Annotated in this window: 19 protein-coding genes and 1 riboswitch; of the genes, 1 reads left to right on the forward strand and 18 read right to left on the reverse strand. The window is 42.7% G+C overall.

All coding sequences use genetic code 11. The annotated features are described in order from the left end of the window. Positions 1 to 25: 25 nt before the first annotated feature. The 15 genes from fliD to HRJ06_RS03415 form a co-directional block, all read right to left on the reverse strand. The gene (fliD, locus tag HRJ06_RS03345) at positions 26 to 2,077 is read right to left on the reverse strand and encodes a flagellar filament capping protein FliD (RefSeq protein WP_174728846.1); all 2,052 of its coding nucleotides are present in this window, start codon (positions 2,075 to 2,077) and stop codon (positions 26 to 28) included. 12 nt (positions 2,078 to 2,089) lie between these two features. Next, positions 2,090 to 2,464, reverse strand: coding sequence for a flagellar protein FlaG (flaG, locus tag HRJ06_RS03350; protein ID WP_174728849.1), 375 nt, complete (start codon positions 2,462 to 2,464; stop codon positions 2,090 to 2,092). A 541-nt stretch (positions 2,465 to 3,005) separates the two neighbouring features. Further along, entirely contained in the window at positions 3,006 to 3,785 is a 780-nt protein-coding gene (locus HRJ06_RS03355; RefSeq protein WP_174728852.1) for an Ltp family lipoprotein, read from the reverse strand. Between the two features lie 220 nt (positions 3,786 to 4,005). Continuing rightward, positions 4,006 to 9,120, reverse strand: coding sequence for an OmpL47-type beta-barrel domain-containing protein (locus tag HRJ06_RS03360; protein ID WP_174728855.1), 5,115 nt, complete (start codon positions 9,118 to 9,120; stop codon positions 4,006 to 4,008). 78 nt (positions 9,121 to 9,198) lie between these two features. Then, positions 9,199 to 9,289, reverse strand: a riboswitch (cyclic di-GMP riboswitch). A 130-nt stretch (positions 9,290 to 9,419) separates the two neighbouring features. Continuing rightward, positions 9,420 to 10,253: a flagellin N-terminal helical domain-containing protein gene (locus HRJ06_RS03365; RefSeq protein ID WP_174728858.1), complete on the reverse strand. Its 834-nt coding sequence runs from the start codon at positions 10,251 to 10,253 to the stop codon at positions 9,420 to 9,422. A gap of 149 nt (positions 10,254 to 10,402) precedes the next feature. After that, positions 10,403 to 10,627, reverse strand: coding sequence for a carbon storage regulator CsrA (csrA, locus tag HRJ06_RS03370; protein ID WP_174728861.1), 225 nt, complete (start codon positions 10,625 to 10,627; stop codon positions 10,403 to 10,405). A gap of 4 nt (positions 10,628 to 10,631) precedes the next feature. Beyond that, a complete protein-coding gene (gene fliW / locus HRJ06_RS03375) occupies positions 10,632 to 11,081 on the reverse strand; it encodes a flagellar assembly protein FliW (protein WP_174728864.1) in 450 nt (149 codons plus the stop codon). A gap of 15 nt (positions 11,082 to 11,096) precedes the next feature. Then, a complete protein-coding gene (locus tag HRJ06_RS03380) occupies positions 11,097 to 11,690 on the reverse strand; it encodes a DUF6470 family protein (RefSeq protein ID WP_174728867.1) in 594 nt (197 codons plus the stop codon). 50 nt (positions 11,691 to 11,740) lie between these two features. After that, positions 11,741 to 12,628, reverse strand: coding sequence for a flagellar hook-associated protein FlgL (flgL, locus tag HRJ06_RS03385; protein ID WP_174728870.1), 888 nt, complete (start codon positions 12,626 to 12,628; stop codon positions 11,741 to 11,743). 9 nt (positions 12,629 to 12,637) lie between these two features. Continuing rightward, a complete protein-coding gene (gene flgK / locus HRJ06_RS03390) occupies positions 12,638 to 14,191 on the reverse strand; it encodes a flagellar hook-associated protein FlgK (protein WP_174728873.1) in 1,554 nt (517 codons plus the stop codon). Positions 14,192 to 14,202: 11 nt separating this feature from the next. After that, positions 14,203 to 14,685, reverse strand: a complete 483-nt coding sequence (locus HRJ06_RS03395) for a flagellar protein FlgN (protein WP_174728876.1) — start codon at positions 14,683 to 14,685, stop codon at positions 14,203 to 14,205. Between the two features lie 30 nt (positions 14,686 to 14,715). Beyond that, on the reverse strand, positions 14,716 to 14,982 hold the full coding sequence (flgM, locus tag HRJ06_RS03400; RefSeq protein WP_174728879.1) for a flagellar biosynthesis anti-sigma factor FlgM: 267 nt from the start codon (positions 14,980 to 14,982) through the stop codon (positions 14,716 to 14,718). A 99-nt stretch (positions 14,983 to 15,081) separates the two neighbouring features. Continuing rightward, a complete protein-coding gene (locus tag HRJ06_RS03405) occupies positions 15,082 to 15,474 on the reverse strand; it encodes a TIGR03826 family flagellar region protein (protein WP_174728882.1) in 393 nt (130 codons plus the stop codon). 94 nt (positions 15,475 to 15,568) lie between these two features. Next, positions 15,569 to 16,276, reverse strand: a complete 708-nt coding sequence (locus HRJ06_RS03410; RefSeq protein WP_174728884.1) for a ComF family protein — start codon at positions 16,274 to 16,276, stop codon at positions 15,569 to 15,571. Between the two features lie 17 nt (positions 16,277 to 16,293). Next, on the reverse strand, positions 16,294 to 17,787 hold the full coding sequence (locus HRJ06_RS03415; RefSeq protein ID WP_197969824.1) for an ATP-dependent helicase ComFA: 1,494 nt from the start codon (positions 17,785 to 17,787) through the stop codon (positions 16,294 to 16,296). Between the two features lie 174 nt (positions 17,788 to 17,961). Between HRJ06_RS03415 and HRJ06_RS03420 the strand changes: the two genes are divergently transcribed. Then, on the forward strand, positions 17,962 to 18,309 hold the full coding sequence (locus HRJ06_RS03420) for a hypothetical protein (protein ID WP_174728886.1): 348 nt from the start codon (positions 17,962 to 17,964) through the stop codon (positions 18,307 to 18,309). A 153-nt stretch (positions 18,310 to 18,462) separates the two neighbouring features. Here HRJ06_RS03420 and HRJ06_RS03425 read toward each other — a convergent pair whose 3' ends face one another. The 3 genes from HRJ06_RS03425 to sda all read right to left on the reverse strand — a co-directional run bounded on the left by HRJ06_RS03425 (position 18,463) and on the right by sda (position 20,192). Further along, a complete protein-coding gene (locus tag HRJ06_RS03425) occupies positions 18,463 to 18,858 on the reverse strand; it encodes a hypothetical protein (RefSeq protein WP_174728889.1) in 396 nt (131 codons plus the stop codon). A 121-nt stretch (positions 18,859 to 18,979) separates the two neighbouring features. After that, positions 18,980 to 19,819, reverse strand: coding sequence for a DegV family protein (locus tag HRJ06_RS03430; RefSeq protein ID WP_174728892.1), 840 nt, complete (start codon positions 19,817 to 19,819; stop codon positions 18,980 to 18,982). Positions 19,820 to 20,018: 199 nt separating this feature from the next. After that, complete coding sequence (gene sda / locus HRJ06_RS03435) at positions 20,019 to 20,192, reverse strand: sporulation histidine kinase inhibitor Sda (RefSeq protein ID WP_174728935.1); 174 nt, start codon at positions 20,190 to 20,192, stop codon at positions 20,019 to 20,021. Positions 20,193 to 20,256: the final 64 nt, after the last annotated feature.

Raw genomic sequence — 20,256 nt, forward strand, 5'->3', positions numbered from 1 at the left:
TGTTAAAAATGTTCTTCATAAAAGTCTACATTGAGAACTGCTGCATTAAATACGATGATTGGCTATTCGCCTTCTGAATCGCTTTTTCCATCGCTGTAAATTGGCGCCAGTAGCGGTCCTCAACTGTCTTCATCCGATCCTCAAACCTGTTGATCTGCTTATCAACATTGGAAAGCTGGCGGCCAAGCATAAACTGCTGGTTGGTGGAAAAAGTATTTCCAGCGCGCTCCTTGAGTTTATTCATTGCTTCATTCGTGGTATCTGTTAAACGGTGCAGAATTCCCTTTTCCGAATCCGTTGTGCCTGTAGCACGGAATAAATTCTCTACAGATGTCGGATCCTCTTCAATCGCTTTTTTCAGCTTCGCTTCATCAATTTGAAGCTTCCCGCCTTCCAAATAGTTGGCGGTTGTTTTAATGCCGATACTTGCAAGCTGATTAAACAGCGGATTGACGTCGGCATTTTGGACCGGTGCGTAAAAATCAGATCGCATGCCGCTCAGCGCCTGGCTAAGGATTGGGTCTCGGCGCAGCAAGCCGCTTTTCGCCATCTCTTCCCACTTTTCCTGCTGTTTATCTGACAGGTCCTCACGCTGCTGATCTGTCAGCGGCGAATAAGAACGGTAATATTCCTCAGACGTTTTCTTTGAAATTTTATCGATTAATTCATTGTATTTGTCAATGAACCCTTTAATATTATCAAAAACTTTAGTTGTATCATTGCTGACATTAATCGACACAGCGTTCCCGTCTGTAAAGGTTTGCTTTAGTGTGAAGGTTACGCCGTCCATTGTAAATGTATTCGTGTTTCGTTCCGTCTGTAGCCCGTTGATCGTGAATATAGCATTCTGGCCGCCTGTTTCAGTTGAGCCTGAAAATTTAAGCAGGTCGGCTGCAAACGTGCCTGTGGCAGAAATTTCGTTTCCTGCTCCAGCTAAAAAGTCACCCGTTTCTTTCCGGGTAAGCGAAACCTTATCGGAAAAGCTATCATAAAACATTGACACACCTGCATTTGAGCTGTTCACCTTACTGACAACTTGGCTAAGCGATTCTGAAGAGGCCACAAGGAAGTTTTCACTAACAGCACCCTTCGATGTTTGCGAAGTTATATTAAAAGCTGAATATTGCTGTTTGTAGGTTGCACTAAGCTCAGTGCCAACAGCTTGCGGTTCGTTAAAAACGACCTTCCCTGTATCAAGATTGATTTTGCCAAGAACAGTGGTCGGATCACCATTTGCAACAAGCTGCGTAAACCCTTCTGCATCAGCTGCACCGTTCGTAACATACGAGGCTGTTCCAACTTGCAGGCTCAGACTAGCACCCGTTATACCCCCGCCAAGCTGCCATTCACTGGTTTCGGCGGTTAAGGTGTTTGAGGTCACTTTTTGATCAGTGATATAGTCAACTTTAATACTGGAATCCTTCGCTAAAGCATTACTAAAGGTTAAAGAACCATCAGTTCCAAGGAGAACCTGGTTACTGGTCAGTGTGGCAGCAGGGTCGGTTACGATCTGGTAGGCTGCACCGTTTACTTTTACTGACATTTTCGATGCTTCTGCAGTGAGGATTTGCTCTCCTGCATTAAGACCTAACGAAAAGGTAGTGCTTGTACCATCAGCAGCAATTGTTTTGGATCCAACACTTCCTTCAGACCATGTAAAACCTGATGTACTGTCCAGCTTCGCCTGCTGACTGTATAGGGACTTGGATGCATCGATTTTATTTGTTGAATCTGCCGAAATCCCTTCGTTGGTAATTCTTGTTGCTGCACTTGCGAGCTGATCAACTCGGCTGATTGAGTAAGATGACTGAGAAGCAGCACTGCTGGCTGTTGCCGTAACACGATCCGTGTTCGTTGAACTTGTAGTTCGCGCCCGGTAGGCAGTGGATAATTTCATGTTCGTCAGTTCCTGCCTGAAGTTTAACAACATGCTGTTCATGGAGCGGTAATCATCCCGCTGCCATTCAATCACTTGTCTTTTCTGTTTTAATTTATCCAGTGGCATCCTTTGTGCCTTCATTAATTCGCCAACGATTGAATCAATATCCATTCCGCTGGCCAGTCCGCCGATTCTCATTTATATCACCCTTTATATCTTTTTATCGACCATCAGTCCAAGAAACTCCGTCATGGCTGCATATGTATCCAAAAGCTTTTTCGCAGGAATTTCCCGTACGACTTCGCTCGTTTTATCATCAATAATCGTTACATAATACTGATTCAGTTTTTCATGAAATTCAAATTTTAGTGAGGTATGGGCCGGTTCCAAAAACCCGTTCAATCCTTGGATAGCTTCCTCAACCTTCTCTCTTGAAGGGGGAGATTGTTCATTTTCACTAGAAGTAATTGCTTTAATGACTTCCTTTTCGGCCTTTTGTTGTTTTGGTTGTACTCCATTTGCCCCATCAATGTGTGTGATTCTATGCTGTACGGGGACAGACGCCGTTGACAGACGCTCCATCATGAATCCCCCTAAATATTTCGAATGATAATCTAATAGTATTATCGGCATGAAAGAAAAGTTTTTAAGTTTTATGTTATTAGAGGTTCACTCACAATAAAAAGCCCCTCTGTCTGTGTAGAGTGACCCGTTCGGTTGAGGGTAATTCGCACCTTCTTTTTTATTGTTTTATTTATTAATGGGTAGACTGGTTTTACAATAAGGAAATAGTAATGAAATTTATTGAACCAGGAATATCAATGCAGATAAGGTGGATTGGCTTATTTCAAAACGCGCAAGAGTTATTATCTCTTACTATGCTAAATATATGGAGTACACAGAAATTGACGTTGTAGATAAACTGCTCCTCAAGCTTTTAATAGATGAAACTTCATTGGAATGGATTTAAAGATAAACAAAATAACAGACACTTAAAAGGAGCTTGGATTAGATTCCAGAGCTCCTTTTAAGTAAAAAATATCTTCTTGAACTAACGCCAACGTTACTTCGCCTTGGTCTCCAAGCGAACTAGCAGGGTTAACTCTCAAATTGTTGAAAAGTTTTATTATAGACCTACACTGTCAGCAGCGTAAGTAGCATCATTATTACTAAAACCTTCAAATACTAACTGTTCTATTAAGCCACTTTTTGAAAAGGCAGTATAATCTAGGTAATCTTCAGCCATTTTAACTGCTTGTTCTTTCCAATCTACATTGATTTTTTCTACTGCATAAGTAGCATCATCATTACTAAAACCTTCAAATACTAACTGTTCTGCTAAGCCACTTTTTGAAAAGGCAGTATAATCTAGGTAATCTTCAGCCATTATTACTGCCTGTTGCTGTGACATCGTTTCTGCTTCTTTCTTAGCTTGTTCTTCTGCTTCTTTCTTAGCTTGCTCTTCTGCCTCTTTCTTAGCCTGCTCTTCTGCCTCTTTCTTAGCTTGCTCTTCTGCCTCTTTCTTGGCTTGCTTTTCTGCTTCTAGCTTAGCTGCCTCTTCTGCTTCTTTCTTAGCTTGCTCTTCTGCCTCTAGCTTAGCTGCCTCTTCTGCTTCTTTCTTAGCTTGCTCTTCTGCCTCTAGCTTAGCTGCCTCTTCTTCTTTTTCTATTTTATCTTCATTCTCACTCTCTATTTGTTCGCTGTTAACAGCACTCTCGTTTGTGGGAGGTGTAGTTACTCCAAATAAAATGAAAAATACTACTGTTGCAATACCAAAATACATCGCCACATATTTCCTATTTCTTTTGGCTGCTGGAGACCACGATAATACAATATTAGGTTTAATTAAGCCTATAATAAGTGCTAATGTAGATATAAAAAACAATATTAAAAATAAATCATCCATCTCTTTCCCCCCTATATTATATAAAAATAACAATACTTCAAATTATAACACCTTTATTATAACATTTATAAGTAAAATATTACCAAATTCAACAAGGAAAACAGGCCTTGCGATTTGGCCTGTTAATTACCTTGTTAAACAAGGAGTTATTCTGATTGTGAATTACGTTTTTCTCTCTTTAAACCGAACGGGTTATCTACGAGGTAGAGAGACAAAGATATTACTTTTTAACTATTACTGTGGTATGTCCAATAACCAGGTATCCGTTAACCAGCGAGCGAAATTCAACAGAAACTTCCGGCGCAGCCCAATTGAAATCGGAGCGTTCGAACTTGAACTGGCCTAGCTTCGCCTGATTATAGTAGCCCTTGTTAGTTGCTAATGCCTTCACTCCATTTAAAGTCGCTGCATCAAGATTAAGCTGACCAACGTAGTTTTCAGGAACTTCAACGCGGACAGTAAATACACCTTTGTTTCCTTTTACTACTTTTGGAGTTACTTCTACAGTTGCTGGAATATAAACTGTAAATTGCTTTTTCACTGATGTAATATTACCGGCGTGATCTTTAGCAATGATGATAACTGTGTAATCGCCTGGCTGGTCTAAAGTTAAATTTGAACCTTTATAAATCTCTGTGCCCAGAAGTTCGCCCGGACGTGAGAAGATTACCGTTTCAGAGGCGATTCCAGACAATTCATCTAATGTCTTGTAATCCAACTGGAGTGTACTGCCCAGTTCGTACAATTCATTAAAGTTTGTAGTGATCACAGGAAGAGTCTTATCAATTTTCACCTCATCAGTCTTCGTTTCTTCTTTGTTGCCGGCATGGTCGATTGAGTAATAAGAAATTTCGTTGACTCCCTCTTGATCAACAACAATCGAAGAGCCTTCCGCAAATTCTGATCCATTGATGGAATAATATGTTTTAGCGATTCCACTATGATCATCAGCGGCCGTTAAAGTTACAGCTACATCTTCATTAACCCAGACGTCTGGAGCATTAGAAGAAATCACGCCAGCTGTTTTATCAATCATTACTTCAGCCATCTTTGTTGCTTCCTTATTACCTGCCTCATCTACAGAATAATAATAAACCTTATTGATTCCCTCTTCAGTTACATTGAAGGAAGTTCCTTCGGTAAACTCTGAACCATTGATAGAATAGTAGGTTGCAGTTATTCCGCTGTGACTGTCTGTTGCAGTTAAAGTGATCGTTACATCTTCGTTGACCCAAACGGCAGGTTCATTCGAAGCAGTTTTTGGAGAAGTTTTATCAATTTTCACCTCTGCTGTTTTAGCTTCTTCCTGATTGCCCGCTTCATCAACAGTGTAATAAGAGACCTTGTTGATTCCTTCTTCTGTTACAGTGAAGGAAGTTCCGTCGGTGAACTCTGAACCATTGATAGAATAATAGGTTGCAGCTATTCCGCTGTGCTCGTCCGCTGCAGTCAGAGTGATCGTTACATCCTCACTCACCCAGGCAGCAGGGAGCTCCGCAGCCGTTTCAGGCGAAGTTTTATCAATCTTTACTTCAACTGTTTTTGCTTCTTCCTTGTTTCCAACCTTATCAACTGAATAGAAGGAAATCTTATTTACGCCTTCTTCTTTAACCTCGACTTGAGTGCCTTCCACAAATCCGCTGCCATTCAGGGAATAGAATGTCTTATCGACACCTGTTTCATCGTCAGTTGCTTTTAGGGTAACAGCCTGACTTTCCTTCACCCAGTCCTTCGGAGCATCTGAAGTCGTTTCAGGTGCAACCTCATCAATGATCAATTTCGCCAGAACTGTCTCTGATGGATCTGATTCGCCAAAAGAGTTGCTGTAGGAAGTTACATAATAAAGATGGTTGGCGTACGACAAGTTTTTAAACGTATAAGACAGGTTGTTAACCTTTTCGGCAACCAGCACTGCCTCTCCGTCAATGATTTCATAAATATTGTAGCCATTTGCATAAGTGACAAAGTCCCACATGATTCTTGCGCTTGTTTCGCTTAAAAGTGTAAGGCTTGCCTTTGGAGCTTCCATTTCAGGATAGACGATTGTTTCTGAATAACGATTCGAAACAACAGATTCACCAAACCGAGTGCTATAGGCTGTTACTTCAAAGGAATGGCTTTCTTCCGTCAAATTATAGACACTGTAGGTTAAAGCTGTACCTTTATAGATCAGGGTCTTTTCATCTCCGCCTACCTTGTAGACGCGGTATTCATTTGCCCACGGTACAGACTTCCAAGTCAGCTTGACATTATTCGCATTGAACACAGTGCCCACTATAACCGGAGCCACCACTTCCGGCCAGGTTAAATTAAATGTTGCCTCACTCGATTCCGGTGATTCACCAAACCGAGTGCTGTAGGAATGGATTTCATACTGATAATCCCCTTCCGGCATATTGGTAAATGCAGTTGAAATACTCGTTACCTGCCGCTGAAACACTTTCTCTCCATCAATAATCTGATAGATCTTATAACCTGTAGCATAAGTTGATGCGCTCCACCTAAGAACAATATCATTTCCATTTGTAATCGTATTTGTAGGATTGACAGGTGCCTGCATAATCGGATGCACCAGGGTATGAGTTAGCTTGCTTGCTTCAGGTGATTCACCGAAACGGGAGCTGTAAGAATGAACCTCATACTCATAGTCACCCTCAGGCATATTTGCAAACGTAGTGCCCGTACCTGTCACCTGCCGCTGAAATACTTTCTCTCCATCAATAATTTGATAGACCTTATAGGCTGTCGCATAGGTTGATACGTTCCATTTCAAGGCAATGTCATTTCCGTTATAAATGTTAACCGTCACGTTTTCCGGAGCTTCCATAATTGGATGAACGATTGTAACCGATATTTTACTTCCCTCAGGTGAATCCCCGTATCGAACGCTGGAAGAATGGACGATAAAGTCATAATCCCCTTCTGGCAAATTCGAGAAGATGGTGGATGTGCCTGATACAGTCTTCTTTAATATTTTCTCTCCATCAATAATCTCGTAGATTTTGTAGCCTGATGGATAGCTAACCGCAGTCCATTTAAGTGTTAAGTCATTACCATTTGTGATGGTGTGTGTCAGGCCAGCAGGTTCTTCTAACTCCGGAAAAACAACCGAAACACTAACTTCAGCACCTTCTACGGACTCGCCAAACCGTGAGCTGACTGAGCGGACTACATAATTATGGGTGCCTTCTGTAACATTGCTCAGGCTTGTTGATAGCGAAGATAATGTCTTGATTAGTTCTTCTTTATCCCCAATTTTTTCGTATATCTTGTAGCTGGTTGCATATTGGACAGATCCCCAATTTAAAACTACATCATTATAGTTTTGAACCTTGGCCGTGAAAGCAGCAGGCTGCAGCATTTCAGGGAAGGTGATGTTAACATTCTCTTCAGATCCTTCAGGTGATTCACCTAAAAGATTCGAGACGGATGTCACTAAAAACTGATGATCGCCTTCAGGCATATTTGAAAAAACGGCAGTTGTTCCAGTTAGGGTCCTTGCTAAAACTCTTTCCCCATCAACAACCTGATAGATTTTATAGCTGTTGGCATATTCGGCTGTATTCCATTTAAGCGTTACATCATTTCCATTCGCAAGCGTCAAAGTCAAGTTTGCTGGTGGTTCCATTGTTTGGCCGTTTAGGGTAACTTGAACTTTCGATCCTGCCTTGGACTCTCCAAAACGGGTCGAGTAGGAATAAACTTCATAATTGTAAACGCCAGGAAGCATGTTCGAATAGGTGACCGTTTTTCCTGTTGTTGTAGTTTTTAATTTCTTTTGTCCATCTATAATCTCATAAATTCGATAATTGGCTGCATAAAGCGATGCATCCCAGCTTATTGCAAACTGAGTTGGACTTTTGATTGATTGAATCACATTTTCAGGAGACTGCATCTCTGGGTGTACTAATGAAAATGCTTGGCGCGCACCTTCCTGAGATTCCCCGAACCGAGTGCTGTAGGAATAAATTTCGTATGAATAGTCCCCGTCCGGCAGGTTTGTAAATGTTGCCGTTGTGCCTGTCGGTGAACTCTTTAATATCTTTTCACCATTTATTATTTGATAGACCTTGTAGTTGTTGGCATTGGTTGTTGCATCCCACGTTAAAACAAGATCGTTTCCATTTTGTATTTTATAAGAGCTGTTTTGTGGCGCTTCCATCGTAACCGTTTCAATCGTTGCTGAAACCGGAGCTCCTTGTTCAGATTCACCATACCGGTCGCTGTATGAGTACACTTCATAGGTGTATTCTCCGCCGGGAAGGTTCGTAAAGGTAACAGAAGTGCCTGTTACTGTATTCTTTAGTACTCTTTCACCGTTAATTACCTGATAAATTTTATAGCCGGTAGCATATGGAGAAGTCCCCCATGATAACGTCAGGTCATTAATATTTTGGATTTTCGGTGTGACACTTGAAGGAGGTACCATTGTGATTTCACTGACGGTCAATTCCGCCTGGCTGCCCTCTGCAGACTCACCGAAACGATCATTATAGGAGTACACCTTATAGATGTAATCCCCGGCCGGAACATTGCTGAATTTGGCACTTGTTCCAGTGACTGTTTGTTTCAGTTCTAGATTCCCATCAACAACCTGGTAAACCTTGTAGCTTGCAGCATAGTCAGCAGCCTTCCAGCTTAAGTTAATATCACTTCCGTTCGTAATCGTAAAAGTGAGATTAGCAGGATTCACCATAATTGGGTGCACCAATTGAACCTCTAAAGGTGATGATATATAGGATTCGCCATATAAGGGATTTACAGATTTAACTGCGTACGTAAACTTTCCTTCAGGCGCGTTTTCAATTGTGTAGGTACGATTTGAGGTTGTGGTTAACAGAGCAGCATGACCATCCTCCGCTAACTCAAAAACTTTGTACTGCTCTGCGTATTGTGCAGCAGTCCAGCTAAGGACAATATCGCTCCCCTTTTGAATCGTGTGGGTCAGGGTGTCTGGGGCCAGCATTTCCGGGTATTCGATGTTCACATCAATCGGGGCAGACGGCCCAGATTCTCCATCGGCACTTAATGTGGACACCACATACCTGTACGATCCTTCAGCAAGATCATTAAGGCTGTAGCTCGCTGCTGTTGTTTTTGCCAGCAGGGTAATTTGCCCTTCTTTAATTTCGTAGACATTGTATCCAGTTGCTCCATAGACAGCACTCCAATTGAGCTTCCCATCGTCTGGCGTGACAGTTTGATAAACCAGATTACTAGGAGGCAAAAGAGTAGAGTTTGCGGCTGCTTTCATACTCCCAATCGGCAAAAGAAATTGGGATAAAAGTAACACAACGACCAAAAACGATTGAATACTAAAAAGACTCTTGTTCAAGACTATTTTCCTACCCTTCTCGGAAAAGGCAATAAAAAAACCCTCCAAGGGTCCAGCTGAAAATCACACTGATATCCTTGTGGCAACCGGCTGCCATCCATACAAATGCGTATGGGTCAGGCCCTTGGCTTTGCGTCTCACGGTTTCCCATGATTTGCCCTTTTCACTAAAATTTAACTTTATTATAATCTATTATCCTTATAATCGGCTAGTTCTTTTTATCTAAATATAGGTCTTTTTAACTATTTAAAGGTAAAAAATAAGAGGCTTGCCTTGGGGACAAACCTCTTAAGATTAATTTAACGAAGAAGTTGTAGAACTCCTTGTGGCTGTTGGTTGGCTTGAGCCAACATTGCTTGTGCTGCTTGAGAAAGAATAGAATTCTTAGTTTGCTCCATCATTTCTTTCGCCATGTCAACGTCACGTACACGTGATTCAGCAGCAGTTAGGTTTTCAGAAGAAGTGTTCAAGTTGTTGATAGTATGTTCTAAGCGGTTTTGGGTCGCACCTAGGTAACTGCGACCGGAAGAAACCGTTCCGATTTGAGTATCAAGTGCTGTTACAGCAGCTTGCGCTCCTGCTAAGTCTGAAATATCCAATCCATTAACAGCAGTATCAAGGGCTGTTAAATCTACACCAGCAGTTGCAAGATTAATGTCCATTGTTTGAGCTGAATTGGCACCCACTTGAATTTTTAGTACCCCAGCTGCTCCAGCAGATGCATCCAACAAATTCATTGTATTAAATTCAGTATTACCTTTAATTCTTGTAATTTCTTGACTTAACTGGTCAAATTCATCATTTAAAGCAGTTCTATCAGCCGCAACATTTGTGTCAGAGGACGCTTGTATAGCAAGCTCCCTTTGTCTTTGAAGAATTGAATGGACTTCGTTCAAAGCTCCCTCGGCAGTTTGGATGAGGCTAATTCCGTCCTGTGAATTCTTAGAAGCCATATCTAACCCACGAACCTGACCACGCATTTTTTCGGAGATTGCAAGACCTGCTGCATCATCACCAGCACGGTTGATACGAAGACCTGAAGATAATTTTTCCATAGATTTGCTTTGTGCGTTAGTTGCGCTGTTTAACTGGCGGTGTGTGTTAAGTGCCGCGATATTGTGATTAATTCTCATTGTAATTTTTCCTCCTTGAATGTGTTGTTCACGTCCTTGTGAACAATTAGGTTTTGCTTGAGCGATCTGGTCGGCCGCCCTGATCAACTCTTACACTATACTTATCGTCTGAATGCTGAAGGAGTTTAATAGTTTAGTGAAATATTTTTTTATTTATCTTTTTTTCTCAAAAGGTCTATTAAGCTAGAGACATCCTTGGATGCTTGTTCGTTTTCAGTTTGGATTTGATCAAATAGTTCTTTACGAAAGACCTCGATATTTTTCGGTGCTTTGATACCGATTTTAACCTGGTCATTTTTCGAGCTAATGACGGTAATTTCAATATCATCACCAATTTTGATTGTTTCTCCGTTTCTTCGGGTTAGCACTAGCATGTCTTCACCCCTTTGCAGATGTAGCTTTAGTATTTTCAAAAATCGGATGCTTCGTTTTATAGGTTTCACCATGCAGGATAACCTGCTTGGCCCTTTTGTTTTTCATGTTTACAATGACAGGTGCCTGAAGATTGGCGGTTGTTTTACTAAATGGATCTTCGACAGTGAGGACTGAATAAACCTGAACATCCTGATCAGACTCGATTGCCAATTCTTCAACGACTCCGTCTTCTAATTTGAAATCATAACTCTTAAAAAACACAAACGGATTCGCCACAATAAACGCGAGCTGAGGGGTAGTAAGTGACTGGAGTGAGAAATAGATTTGCTCCTCGGTTAACGGAAGAACAATAAATTTCTTCTCATCAGAAAAACCCGGCAGTCCTTTTTCAAAAGTTAAAATATCTTTTTCATCTATTTCAATCTCGCTATGATATTTTGTTTGGAGTTTCATTTTGTATCATTCCTTTTAAATAGATTGTTCATAATTGGTACCAACAAATTTCAAGTTTTCAAAGTCAATTTTTAGCGAGGCATGGTTCTTTAATGAGATATCCACTTTCCCTGGAGAATATTGATAGACTTCCTGCTTGGTTACGTTGCTCGAAATGATCGGCTTATTCACCTTCCAGTCAATATCAATTTTGCTTGCCTTGTAATCGATCTTTACGCTTCCCTGTGTTGGAATCCAGCCGATATTAAACTCATAGCTTGTGGGTTCACTGTTCCGTCTAGCTTGTTCGGGAATCGGACTGCCTCCGTTTTCAATCTTCATTAGCTCATCGCCCTCCTGGGAGACACGGGCGACCCCTTCGAGCCAAGCCTGATAGCCCTCATGTTTTGCATCCTCAACCAGCCTTGGAATACTTTTAAAGCCTAGCTGTGCCCAAGCTTCTGTCTGGTCAATTGTCAGCTTGGAAGGAGTATGGGAAACCTCCATTTTAGCTTGAGGTTGTTCGATGCTTAATTCGGCTTTGGACTTTTCCATGTCAAGCCTGGCAGGAGTCGTCTGAATTTGTGTTTGGGCAAACGTGGATTGTAAGCGGATTTGCGGCATCTGCATAGCTGCCTCTCCTTCCTAGAGAAAAAAGCTATTCTATGGGAGAATAGCCTTTATCGTAAAAAGTCCATTAAGGTTGGTTTTATAATTTGTGCGGACGTGCTGAGCGCAGCCCGGTGTACACTTTCCTGTGTTTTAAAATCGGTCACGACACGTTCAAAATCGATATCCTCTGTATCAGAAAGAATTCTTGTTGCCATAACTTCCTGCTGAGCCAGCCTGTTATCAACCATTTCCAAACGGTTAAAACGCGCGCCGAGCTCGGATCGTTCAGCAGTCAGATTGTTCATCACCTTATCAAGACGTCCAAATAAATCATCCAAGCCTGCCGCATCATTTTCCAAGCTCGTTTGGATTCCTTGTACGACATCGAATAGTTCTTTATTAAAAACATTAGCAGGATTTACGTTTGCCTGCAAAGAAACACCCCGGGATACCTCGACCTTGTACTGGCCTATCGCAGGATCAGTTAAATTAGCGGCTACAATAGGCGGATTACCCTCTGCTACCGGTGCATTGGCAGTATCCGTGCCATGGTAAATATAGCGGCCCGCGACCTGGGTATTGGCTACTTGAACAAGGTCATTCTTAATCTGTTCGACTTCACGGGCGATCGATTTCTTATCATCCGGACTTAATGCTCCGTTGCTCCCCTGAACAACAAGCTCCCGAACACGCTGCAAACCATTGTTAGCATGTTCAATCCCGGCTTCAGAGTTCTCCATCCAAAGGTACAGCTCGGAAAGATTCCGTTTATACTGCTCGACCTCTGTAAGGTTGGAACGGTAAAACATCCCCTTCATCGCAACGACCGGATCATCGGATGGCTTAGTAATTTTTGTACCAGTCGACATTTGATCCTGATACTTCGCCATTTTCAAGTAACTGTTATTTAAATTACGCAGCGAATTGGCTGAAAGCATGCTTTGAGTGACACGCATTTACTTCACCTATCTTCCTCCGGTACCCATACCGTTAATAATTTTATCAAGCAGCTCATCCGTCAAAGAAATCATCCGCGCTGATGCGTTGTAGGCATGCTGGAATTGAATCATATTCGTCATTTCTTCATCAAGCGATACCGCACTGACCGATTGGCGTCTTGTTTCAACTGACTCTCTTAAAGCACTGCTGTTTTGCGTTAGCCGGACTGCCTCTTGTGATAACACGGCCATGCCGCCGATCACACCTTCATAATAGTTACGGAAATTGGCCTGCTGCTGGTTGTTTTCTGCATAGTTCAATTTCTGATTGATGACATCTGCCAGCTTTACGATGTTTTGCGCATCACCAATCGTAGCTGAACCTGGTTCACCGCTCGCTGTTGCAATATTATCGAGACTAGCAACGATGGCGTCTGCAATGACCAGTCGGCCGGCTAAGCCAGTTCGTTCAAGGGTATCATCACTTGCTGAATCAGCAAAAAACGAATTAGCCGCTTTTTCCTCATTTAAAATATCATTCGGACTCATGCCATCCTTATGGACGTTATTAAATTCTGTCGCAAACGTAAACGCCAGGTTATCGAGTTCTCTTAGCATGTCAGGGTAAATACCTGTAACCCCGCCGGTTTTTTCATAACCGAATGACTCGATTAAGCCTTTGAGTTTCCCGCTTGATTTTACATCATTAAAATCGTAAGGAGTTCCAGCGATCGTGACTGTCTTAACCGAGCCGTCTTGCCCGTCAAAATCAACTTTTAAAGCATTGAAGCCTTTAGGATCAACAAGCACACCAAGCTCATCACGTGTCGCGTCGGTGATCATCGTGATGGTCACTTTCCCTTCGGCTTGAGTGGATGCATTTCCGCCAGTAGGGGTGTAGTCGACCTTAATGTTAACGAGTGTTGATAGCTGGTCAATCAGCCGGTCCCGTTCATCATACAAATCGTTCGGGAGGTAGCCATGCGGCTCGACGGCCCCAATCTGATCATTGATTTTACTCACTTGATTTAAAATCGAATTGATTTCTTTTTCTGTAACGCCAATTTCATTTTTCAAATCGGCCTGAATATCTTTTAAGGTGCTGTTTAAATAATTAAACGTCTCTGCAACGGCAATTCCGCGCTGGCGGACAACTGACCGGGCTCCGGAATTCGTCGGGTTAACAGCTAAATCTTGAAGTGATTGCCAGAACTGATCCATTGTTTTTGCAAGGCCAGAATCGGAAGGCTCGTTCATCACTTCCTCCAGCTTGCTGTACGCCTCTGCTCTAGATTCCCAGTATCCTAGTTTGTTATTTTCGCCGCGGTACTGCACATCCAGAAAGCTTTCGCGGACTCGCTGTACAGATCCCGCTTCCACGCCGGTTCCAATTTGTCCTGGAAGCTGCGGTCTGTTCATTCCTGCAGCTGGATACGGTTCTGTTGGCTGAAAGTTCACGCGCTGGCGTGTATAACCCGGTGTATTGGCGTTAGCAATATTATGTCCGGTTGTATGTAAGGCGCTTTGCTGAGTAAACATCCCGCGCCGTGCTGTTTCTAATCCCATAAAGGTTGAACGCATGTCCGTGCCTCCTACGCTTTTGTATTGAACATACCGGCTGGGGAGTTAACTTTTCCTTGTTTCCCTTGGGGCGGTCCATAATTATAATTTTCCGCCTGAGGCATAACAAGGCTCATCGAAAAATTGAGAAATTGAATTGATTGGAGCAGAAGCTGCTGGTTTAGCTGATTTTGACTTTGGATCTTTAAAACTACGTCCATAAGACCGTCTCTTAAGCTGCTGAGTTTTTCTTTTTCCGGTGTTTCTAGATGTTCGAACAAATCGGCTATGCTTGGGTTGTTGATGCCAGGAACAAGCTTTGAAGCCTGGATGGCTCTTTCCTGCTCAAGCTTGCTGATCGCCGCAATATGGGTCTGCTCATCCTTGATCAGTGTGTTCATGGATTCTATGTCGCCCTTTTTGATGATGTCTGTCTTTTTGACCGACAAATCAAACAGGCTTTTATGAAGTTTAATAAGTTTTGTCATGGTGCTTACGATGGCTTCTAAATTCATAGAACACCCTCCGATCCGATTTAGCAGAAATTACTTTTTAAAATAAAAGTTGTATATGCTGTTGGCGACTTCCTTTGGGTTAACCGAATACGTTCCAGCTTCAACCTGAAGCTTAATGTCTTCGACTTTCTTTTCACGCTGGGCCTGCACCTGTGAACCTTGCTGCAGTTCCTTTGCCGTCGACGAAATTTCCACCTTATCTGAACCCTTAGCCTTTGACGTTCCGGCTGTTTCAGGGTTATTCATTTGTCGCTTATATGGATTGATTCCGGATGGACCAATGTTATTTATTTTCATAACTACACCTCCGAACGTGTGCTTTCTATATCTATTATCGGCTTATGTTTAATAATCTTTACTATAAAGTAATTATATCATTTTCAAGGGCGGCTAGCGTTAGTTGCGGGATAGGTAGGTCTTCCCATGCGCCTTTTTCCGTGCCTGTTCTTGGTCGAATTCATCGAGATCCTGCTTTAATACTGTCGAACATGGTTCACATAGTTTACCGGTGCGGATAACCTTTCCGCATTTGTCGCAAGGGTAGCCAAGGTTAGGAAATTGGGCAATCTGCAATCTTCCGGTTTTAATAAACTTGAGGATGGTCTCTTCTGGAACGCCTGTCGCCTCCACGATTTGGTTCATGGTCGCTGCCCGGTTTTCACGCTTTCTCATGTACTGATAAACCGTTTCATACAGCTTCTCTTCTTCTTTCTTACACTTCGGGCATAGCTGATTAAATTGATTCTTATAAAAAATACTGCCGCAAACAGGACAATTATCGAGCTCCATTAAAATTCCTCCTACTATATTTCCATTTACCTTGAAGGTGCCTGTCACCTGGAAAATTCCTGGATGGTGCCTGTCACCTTTCAAGGTTTGGTAATTACCTTGCGATGGTGAGAGATTGGACTTGTGTGGCGCCGGCTTGTTTTAGAATTTTTCCGGCGTGGCGTAAAGTTGATCCGGTAGTGTATATATCGTCAATTAGGAGGATTTTTTTACTTGCTATGGTATCGGTGTCAGTTATTTTAAAAACTTGCTGCAGATGGATGCGTTCGTCTCGGGATTTTTTCGATTGTTTTTCCGTGTGGATCCGTTCAAGGAGATGGGAAGGGGTGTGGTTAACTTCTATAATCAGAGCCTCCGACTGGTTAAAGCCTCTTTCGTATAAACGTTCCGAGCTAAGCGGAATTGGGACAATTAGGTCTGGGGCTGCCCGCTTGATTTTAGTTTGAAGCTGTACAGCAAAAATTTTAGCCAGAACATAATCTCCCCGAAATTTATAGCGTGATAGCAGCTCTTTTAAAAAATCATTGTAGCTGTACAGAGCAATGTTTTTATCCAGACAGCCGCTCCAGTTCGAGTCCTTTTCCCAGCGGACACAATCGAGGCACCTGTCGCCTTCTATAAATTTTGAGTCTAGCTCATCCAGCGGCCGGCTGCACATCGAGCAGATATCTCCATGGATTACCATAAGCTTCGCTTTACAAGCTCCGCAAAGCAGATCACTCTCTCCCTTCCAAAACAAGGCCGTCCAGCTTACCGCCTGTTCCTTTTTCCCATGACAATATAAGCATCTTTCTGAAAACATCTTACACCCGCCTCCCGCTAATCTAACAGCCCTCTCTGTTTTCCCACCTGATTCATTTTTAGGATTTGGTTTCTAGCACGCACCATTGCCTCCGTTTTTCCATAATGAAAAAACGTAACGTCTCCACTTGGAAAATTCTTGCTTCGTCCTGCCCGGCCAGCAATCTGGACAAGTGCACTCTCTGCAAAAATCCGGTCTTCTGCACCAAGAACGGCCACATCAATGTTTGGAAAGGTAACGCCTCTCTCTAAAATGGTTGTCGTCAGCAGGATGGGAACTTCTTTATTCCGCATCTTTTGGACCTTTTCCTTTCGGTAGGGGTCTTCAGCATGGACGGATAAAATATCTGGATGAAGTGTTTGCAGGAGCGGGAGCAGCTTCTCCATCTGTTCAATTTGCGGGACAAAGACGAGGGCTTGGTTGCCGGAATTGATCCGGTGTTTTATCCAATTAAGAACATTTGACGGGAGTTTATTTTTCTGGAGATGTTTTTGCCAGTTCCCGCACCATACAAACACTGGAACGGGCAGCGGAAAACGATGATACCGGGCGGGGATGGTGACAAATGCCCGCTTTTTCGAGAGGCATTCCTGCTGCCATTTTTGGTTTGGAGTGGCAGTCAAAAATACGAGGGCTGAGCCTTGTTTCCTTGCCTGTTTGACAGCATATTGGAGCGCAGCATCAACTGAATACGGGAAGGCATCCACTTCGTCGACGACCATGAAATCAAATGCCTGATAAAACCGCAGAAGCTGATGCGTCGTTGCAATCGTTAGCTGGGCATGCTTCTGGCGATCCTCACTCCCGCCGTAAAGGGAAGCGATCGTTGTGTGAGGAAAGACAGCTTTAAACCTTGGAGTCAGCTCGAGCACCACGTCTGTCCTGGGTGTCGCAACACAAACCCGTTTACCCTCAGCAAGAGCTGCGGCAATCCCGGCAAACAGCACCTCCGTTTTACCAGCACCACATACGGCCCAAACGAGGAGCTCGGAGTCTGTCTCTACCGCCTCAACAACACGGGAGGAAGCCTCTTTTTGTCCTTTAGATAATGAGCCTGCCCAGTTTAGAATCCTTTCAGCAGGTTGTGCTTCAGGCTCAGGTCCTGTCCAGCTGATCAGCGGCGTGCAGCTGCTCACTCGGCCCATCATCAAACATTGTCGGCAATATGTACAGCTTTCCTTGCAACGGGCACAAGGGTAGCTGGCAAACCATGCCGGGTCCTTCGTGCCGCAACGAATACAGATAGCCTGCTTGCCTTTTAATTCAATTGATTTTCGGTAGGCAAGAAAGCCGTTCTCGTAGTGGGTTTGAATTTCTTCTAGTTCAAAGGGAAGTTCGTCTAAAAGGAGCTGTTTGCCTGTAAGTATCGTTTGGAGGTCGGGATTAAAAGGGAAATCAGGATTAAGGGGTTGAAGCGGGATTGTCGGCAGCTTTGAGATAGGTTCAGTTTTTTCTGCAGAGGGGAGAAGTGGTTCCGGAACTAGCCGGTTATTATAAACAGCAAATCTCAATAATCGATCACCTCTTTTACTATACTCCCCTATTAATTTGCTAGCCCTTTGCTAAAATCCTGCTAGATGAATGATAGATTCGGAATTATTATTTCCGACTTCTTAGACTGTGAATTAAAGGAATGATCGCTGGTAACAACGAATAAGATTTGAAAAAGTTATTATGGAGGTAGTATGTTCGAGGCTAATTTAATAAAATCCAACAAAATCTTAGTTCCTTTTATCTTGTTATTCATCATACCCGTATTAGGTTTTATCGCGGATTTAAATTTTCAATATATCGCACATGAAATGGAAGATACCTGGACACAAGATGTATTTTACAATGTTTATAGTAAGTCTTTTTACATAGCTCCTTTGACAAATATCATCCAATTCATTTACTTTATTTTATTAATGGTTGTATCCGTTCGAGCAAAACACACTACGTTCATCATCTTATCGGCTTTCCTTATTGCATTTAACTGTATAACCGGATTTTCTATTTTGATAAGATTCCTGCCCGCAGCTGCAGGTATCTAGTATTTATAATACAGGAAAACTTTTGATTTCCTCTCCAGGCACTTCACTTTCCGCAGGCAGTCCGGGAGCCTCCTCGGCGCTAATGCGCCTGTGGGGTCTCCCCTTGGCCTTGCAATCCCGCAGAATATACTCCTTACTCGACTATTATGACTTTTATTGAGTAAATCCTTCGGTCTTCCGCTCAAAGAAATGGTTCCTTACGTAAAGTGTATACACTAAAACAATCAACGACCAGATAAAGTTCCCAATGTAAGGCTGCTGGCTATGTTCCAGGGCCAGCAGTAAACTGACTCCCCCAAACACGACGGAATAAGCAAGCATCAGCCAAAAACCCCACACCTTCAATGATCCATAACCAATGACCATAATGAGTGAAAAGATCGCTAAAGCGATCCTTACAGGCTGCTCAGGGACATTTTCCAGCCCAAGTCTAGCGGCCATACCGATATCTTCTATAGCACCGTTATTAAAAATGGCGGTGTATAACAAAACTAAAGCACCAAAAATATAATAAAAGCTGATAACAGCAACACCTAAAGGCCTTTTCACAACATACCATCCCTCTTCTTCGTAAGTGTTGGTTTAACATACCAATGCAAGCTTTTTTCAAAACTTTAAAAATCTTCGTTAAAAAACACCCGCCCTAAAATCGGTCAGGTGCTTCCTCTGATTACTTCTTATACCATCCCATACCCATCGAACCTTCACCGAGATGGGTCCCGATGACGGGCCCAAAATAGCTGATAGAAAACTCAACATTAGGATATTTGGCTTCAAGATCAGCCTTCCATTCTTTCGCTTCTTTCTCTCGCTTTGCATGAATCACGACAGCACGGTAGGCTTCGCCGCTCTTGGCATCTTCGCCTAGCAGATCGACGATCCGGTTCCATGCCTTTTTCCGGGTCCGGATTTTTTCAAAAGGAACGATTTTCTTGTCTACAAAGTGAAGAAGCGGTTTTACCTGAAGCAGGCTTCCGATAAACGCTTGAGCACCGGACAGTCGGCCGCCTCGCTGAAGATGGCTTAAATCGTCAGCCAGGAAATAAGCACGCGTTGTGTTCTTCATTTCCGATAGACGAGAGATGATTTCTTCCGGGTCTTTCCCCTCATTGGCCATCTCTGCTGCTTCGAGCGCATAAAAGCCTTGCACCATTGCACTGATTTCAGTGTCAAATGGGTATACCTTAATGCTATCAACCATTTCCCCTGCAGCAACAGCGCCTTGAAAGGTTCCGCTAATAGCGCTTGACAGATGAATGCTTATAACAGCATCGTATTCTTTCGAAAGCTGTTCAAACAGTTCAACAAACTCGCCGATTGGCGGCTGGGAGGTTGTCGGAAGATCTTTTGTTTTTACTTCTTCATAAAAGTCATCTGCAGTGATGTCTATTTCCTCGCGGTACGTTTCTGCTCCAAATATAACGCTTAGCGGGATCATATGTATATTAAGTTTATCTCGCAATTCTTTAGGGATATATGCAGTACTATCTGTTACAACTGCCGTTTTCATGATAGGTACCTTCCTCACTCTTATTATCTGCTAATTAGTATATCCATTATTTTATATGAGTTTTAGCCAAAATGCATTACATAACGGCAAAACGGGGTAATTAGGCGCATACATCTTTCTAGTTCATATGAAAAGAATCATGACTCAGTTCCTCGCCAAAAATCAAAATGCTGCCGGCTCACCAGCCAGCAGCAACCTATTAAGCCTTTACCTCGGACAAATCTAAAAGACCTCGCTTGTTAATCTCGTGTTCTAGGATGTTAAGGAAGTTCTCTTCAAGATTTAACAAAGTTGCTCTTCTATAGACCTCGAGCAAGTCCGAATCCGACAGATTACTTAACCCACAAATGATAACCACCCCTTCATAGTACATTGGGACTATTATACCAGAAACAAAAGGAGTATTGTCAAATAATTAATAATATTGTAAAAATTAG

The organism is Mesobacillus harenae (genome assembly GCF_013343715.1).
GTDB classification, from domain to species: Bacteria; Bacillota; Bacilli; order Bacillales; family Cytobacillaceae; genus Mesobacillus_A; species Mesobacillus_A harenae.

Coding starts and splice junctions, on each gene's coding strand:
- fliD (WP_174728846.1), bottom strand. CDS start 2,077: ATGAGAATCGGCGGACTGGCCAGCGGAATGGATATTGATTCAATCGTT.
- flaG (WP_174728849.1), bottom strand. CDS start 2,464: ATGATGGAGCGTCTGTCAACGGCGTCTGTCCCCGTACAGCATAGAATC.
- HRJ06_RS03355 (WP_174728852.1), bottom strand. CDS start 3,785: ATGGATGATTTATTTTTAATATTGTTTTTTATATCTACATTAGCACTT.
- HRJ06_RS03365 (WP_174728858.1), bottom strand. CDS start 10,253: ATGAGAATTAATCACAATATCGCGGCACTTAACACACACCGCCAGTTA.
- csrA (WP_174728861.1), bottom strand. CDS start 10,627: ATGCTAGTGCTAACCCGAAGAAACGGAGAAACAATCAAAATTGGTGAT.
- fliW (WP_174728864.1), bottom strand. CDS start 11,081: ATGAAACTCCAAACAAAATATCATAGCGAGATTGAAATAGATGAAAAA.
- HRJ06_RS03380 (WP_174728867.1), bottom strand. CDS start 11,690: ATGCAGATGCCGCAAATCCGCTTACAATCCACGTTTGCCCAAACACAA.
- flgL (WP_174728870.1), bottom strand. CDS start 12,628: ATGCGTGTCACTCAAAGCATGCTTTCAGCCAATTCGCTGCGTAATTTA.
- flgK (WP_174728873.1), bottom strand. CDS start 14,191: ATGCGTTCAACCTTTATGGGATTAGAAACAGCACGGCGCGGGATGTTT.
- HRJ06_RS03395 (WP_174728876.1), bottom strand. CDS start 14,685: ATGAATTTAGAAGCCATCGTAAGCACCATGACAAAACTTATTAAACTT.
- flgM (WP_174728879.1), bottom strand. CDS start 14,982: ATGAAAATAAATAACATTGGTCCATCCGGAATCAATCCATATAAGCGA.
- HRJ06_RS03405 (WP_174728882.1), bottom strand. CDS start 15,474: ATGGAGCTCGATAATTGTCCTGTTTGCGGCAGTATTTTTTATAAGAAT.
- HRJ06_RS03410 (WP_174728884.1), bottom strand. CDS start 16,276: ATGTTTTCAGAAAGATGCTTATATTGTCATGGGAAAAAGGAACAGGCG.
- HRJ06_RS03420 (WP_174728886.1), top strand. CDS start 17,962: ATGTTCGAGGCTAATTTAATAAAATCCAACAAAATCTTAGTTCCTTTT.
- HRJ06_RS03430 (WP_174728892.1), bottom strand. CDS start 19,819: ATGAAAACGGCAGTTGTAACAGATAGTACTGCATATATCCCTAAAGAA.
- sda (WP_174728935.1), bottom strand. CDS start 20,192: ATGTACTATGAAGGGGTGGTTATCATTTGTGGGTTAAGTAATCTGTCG.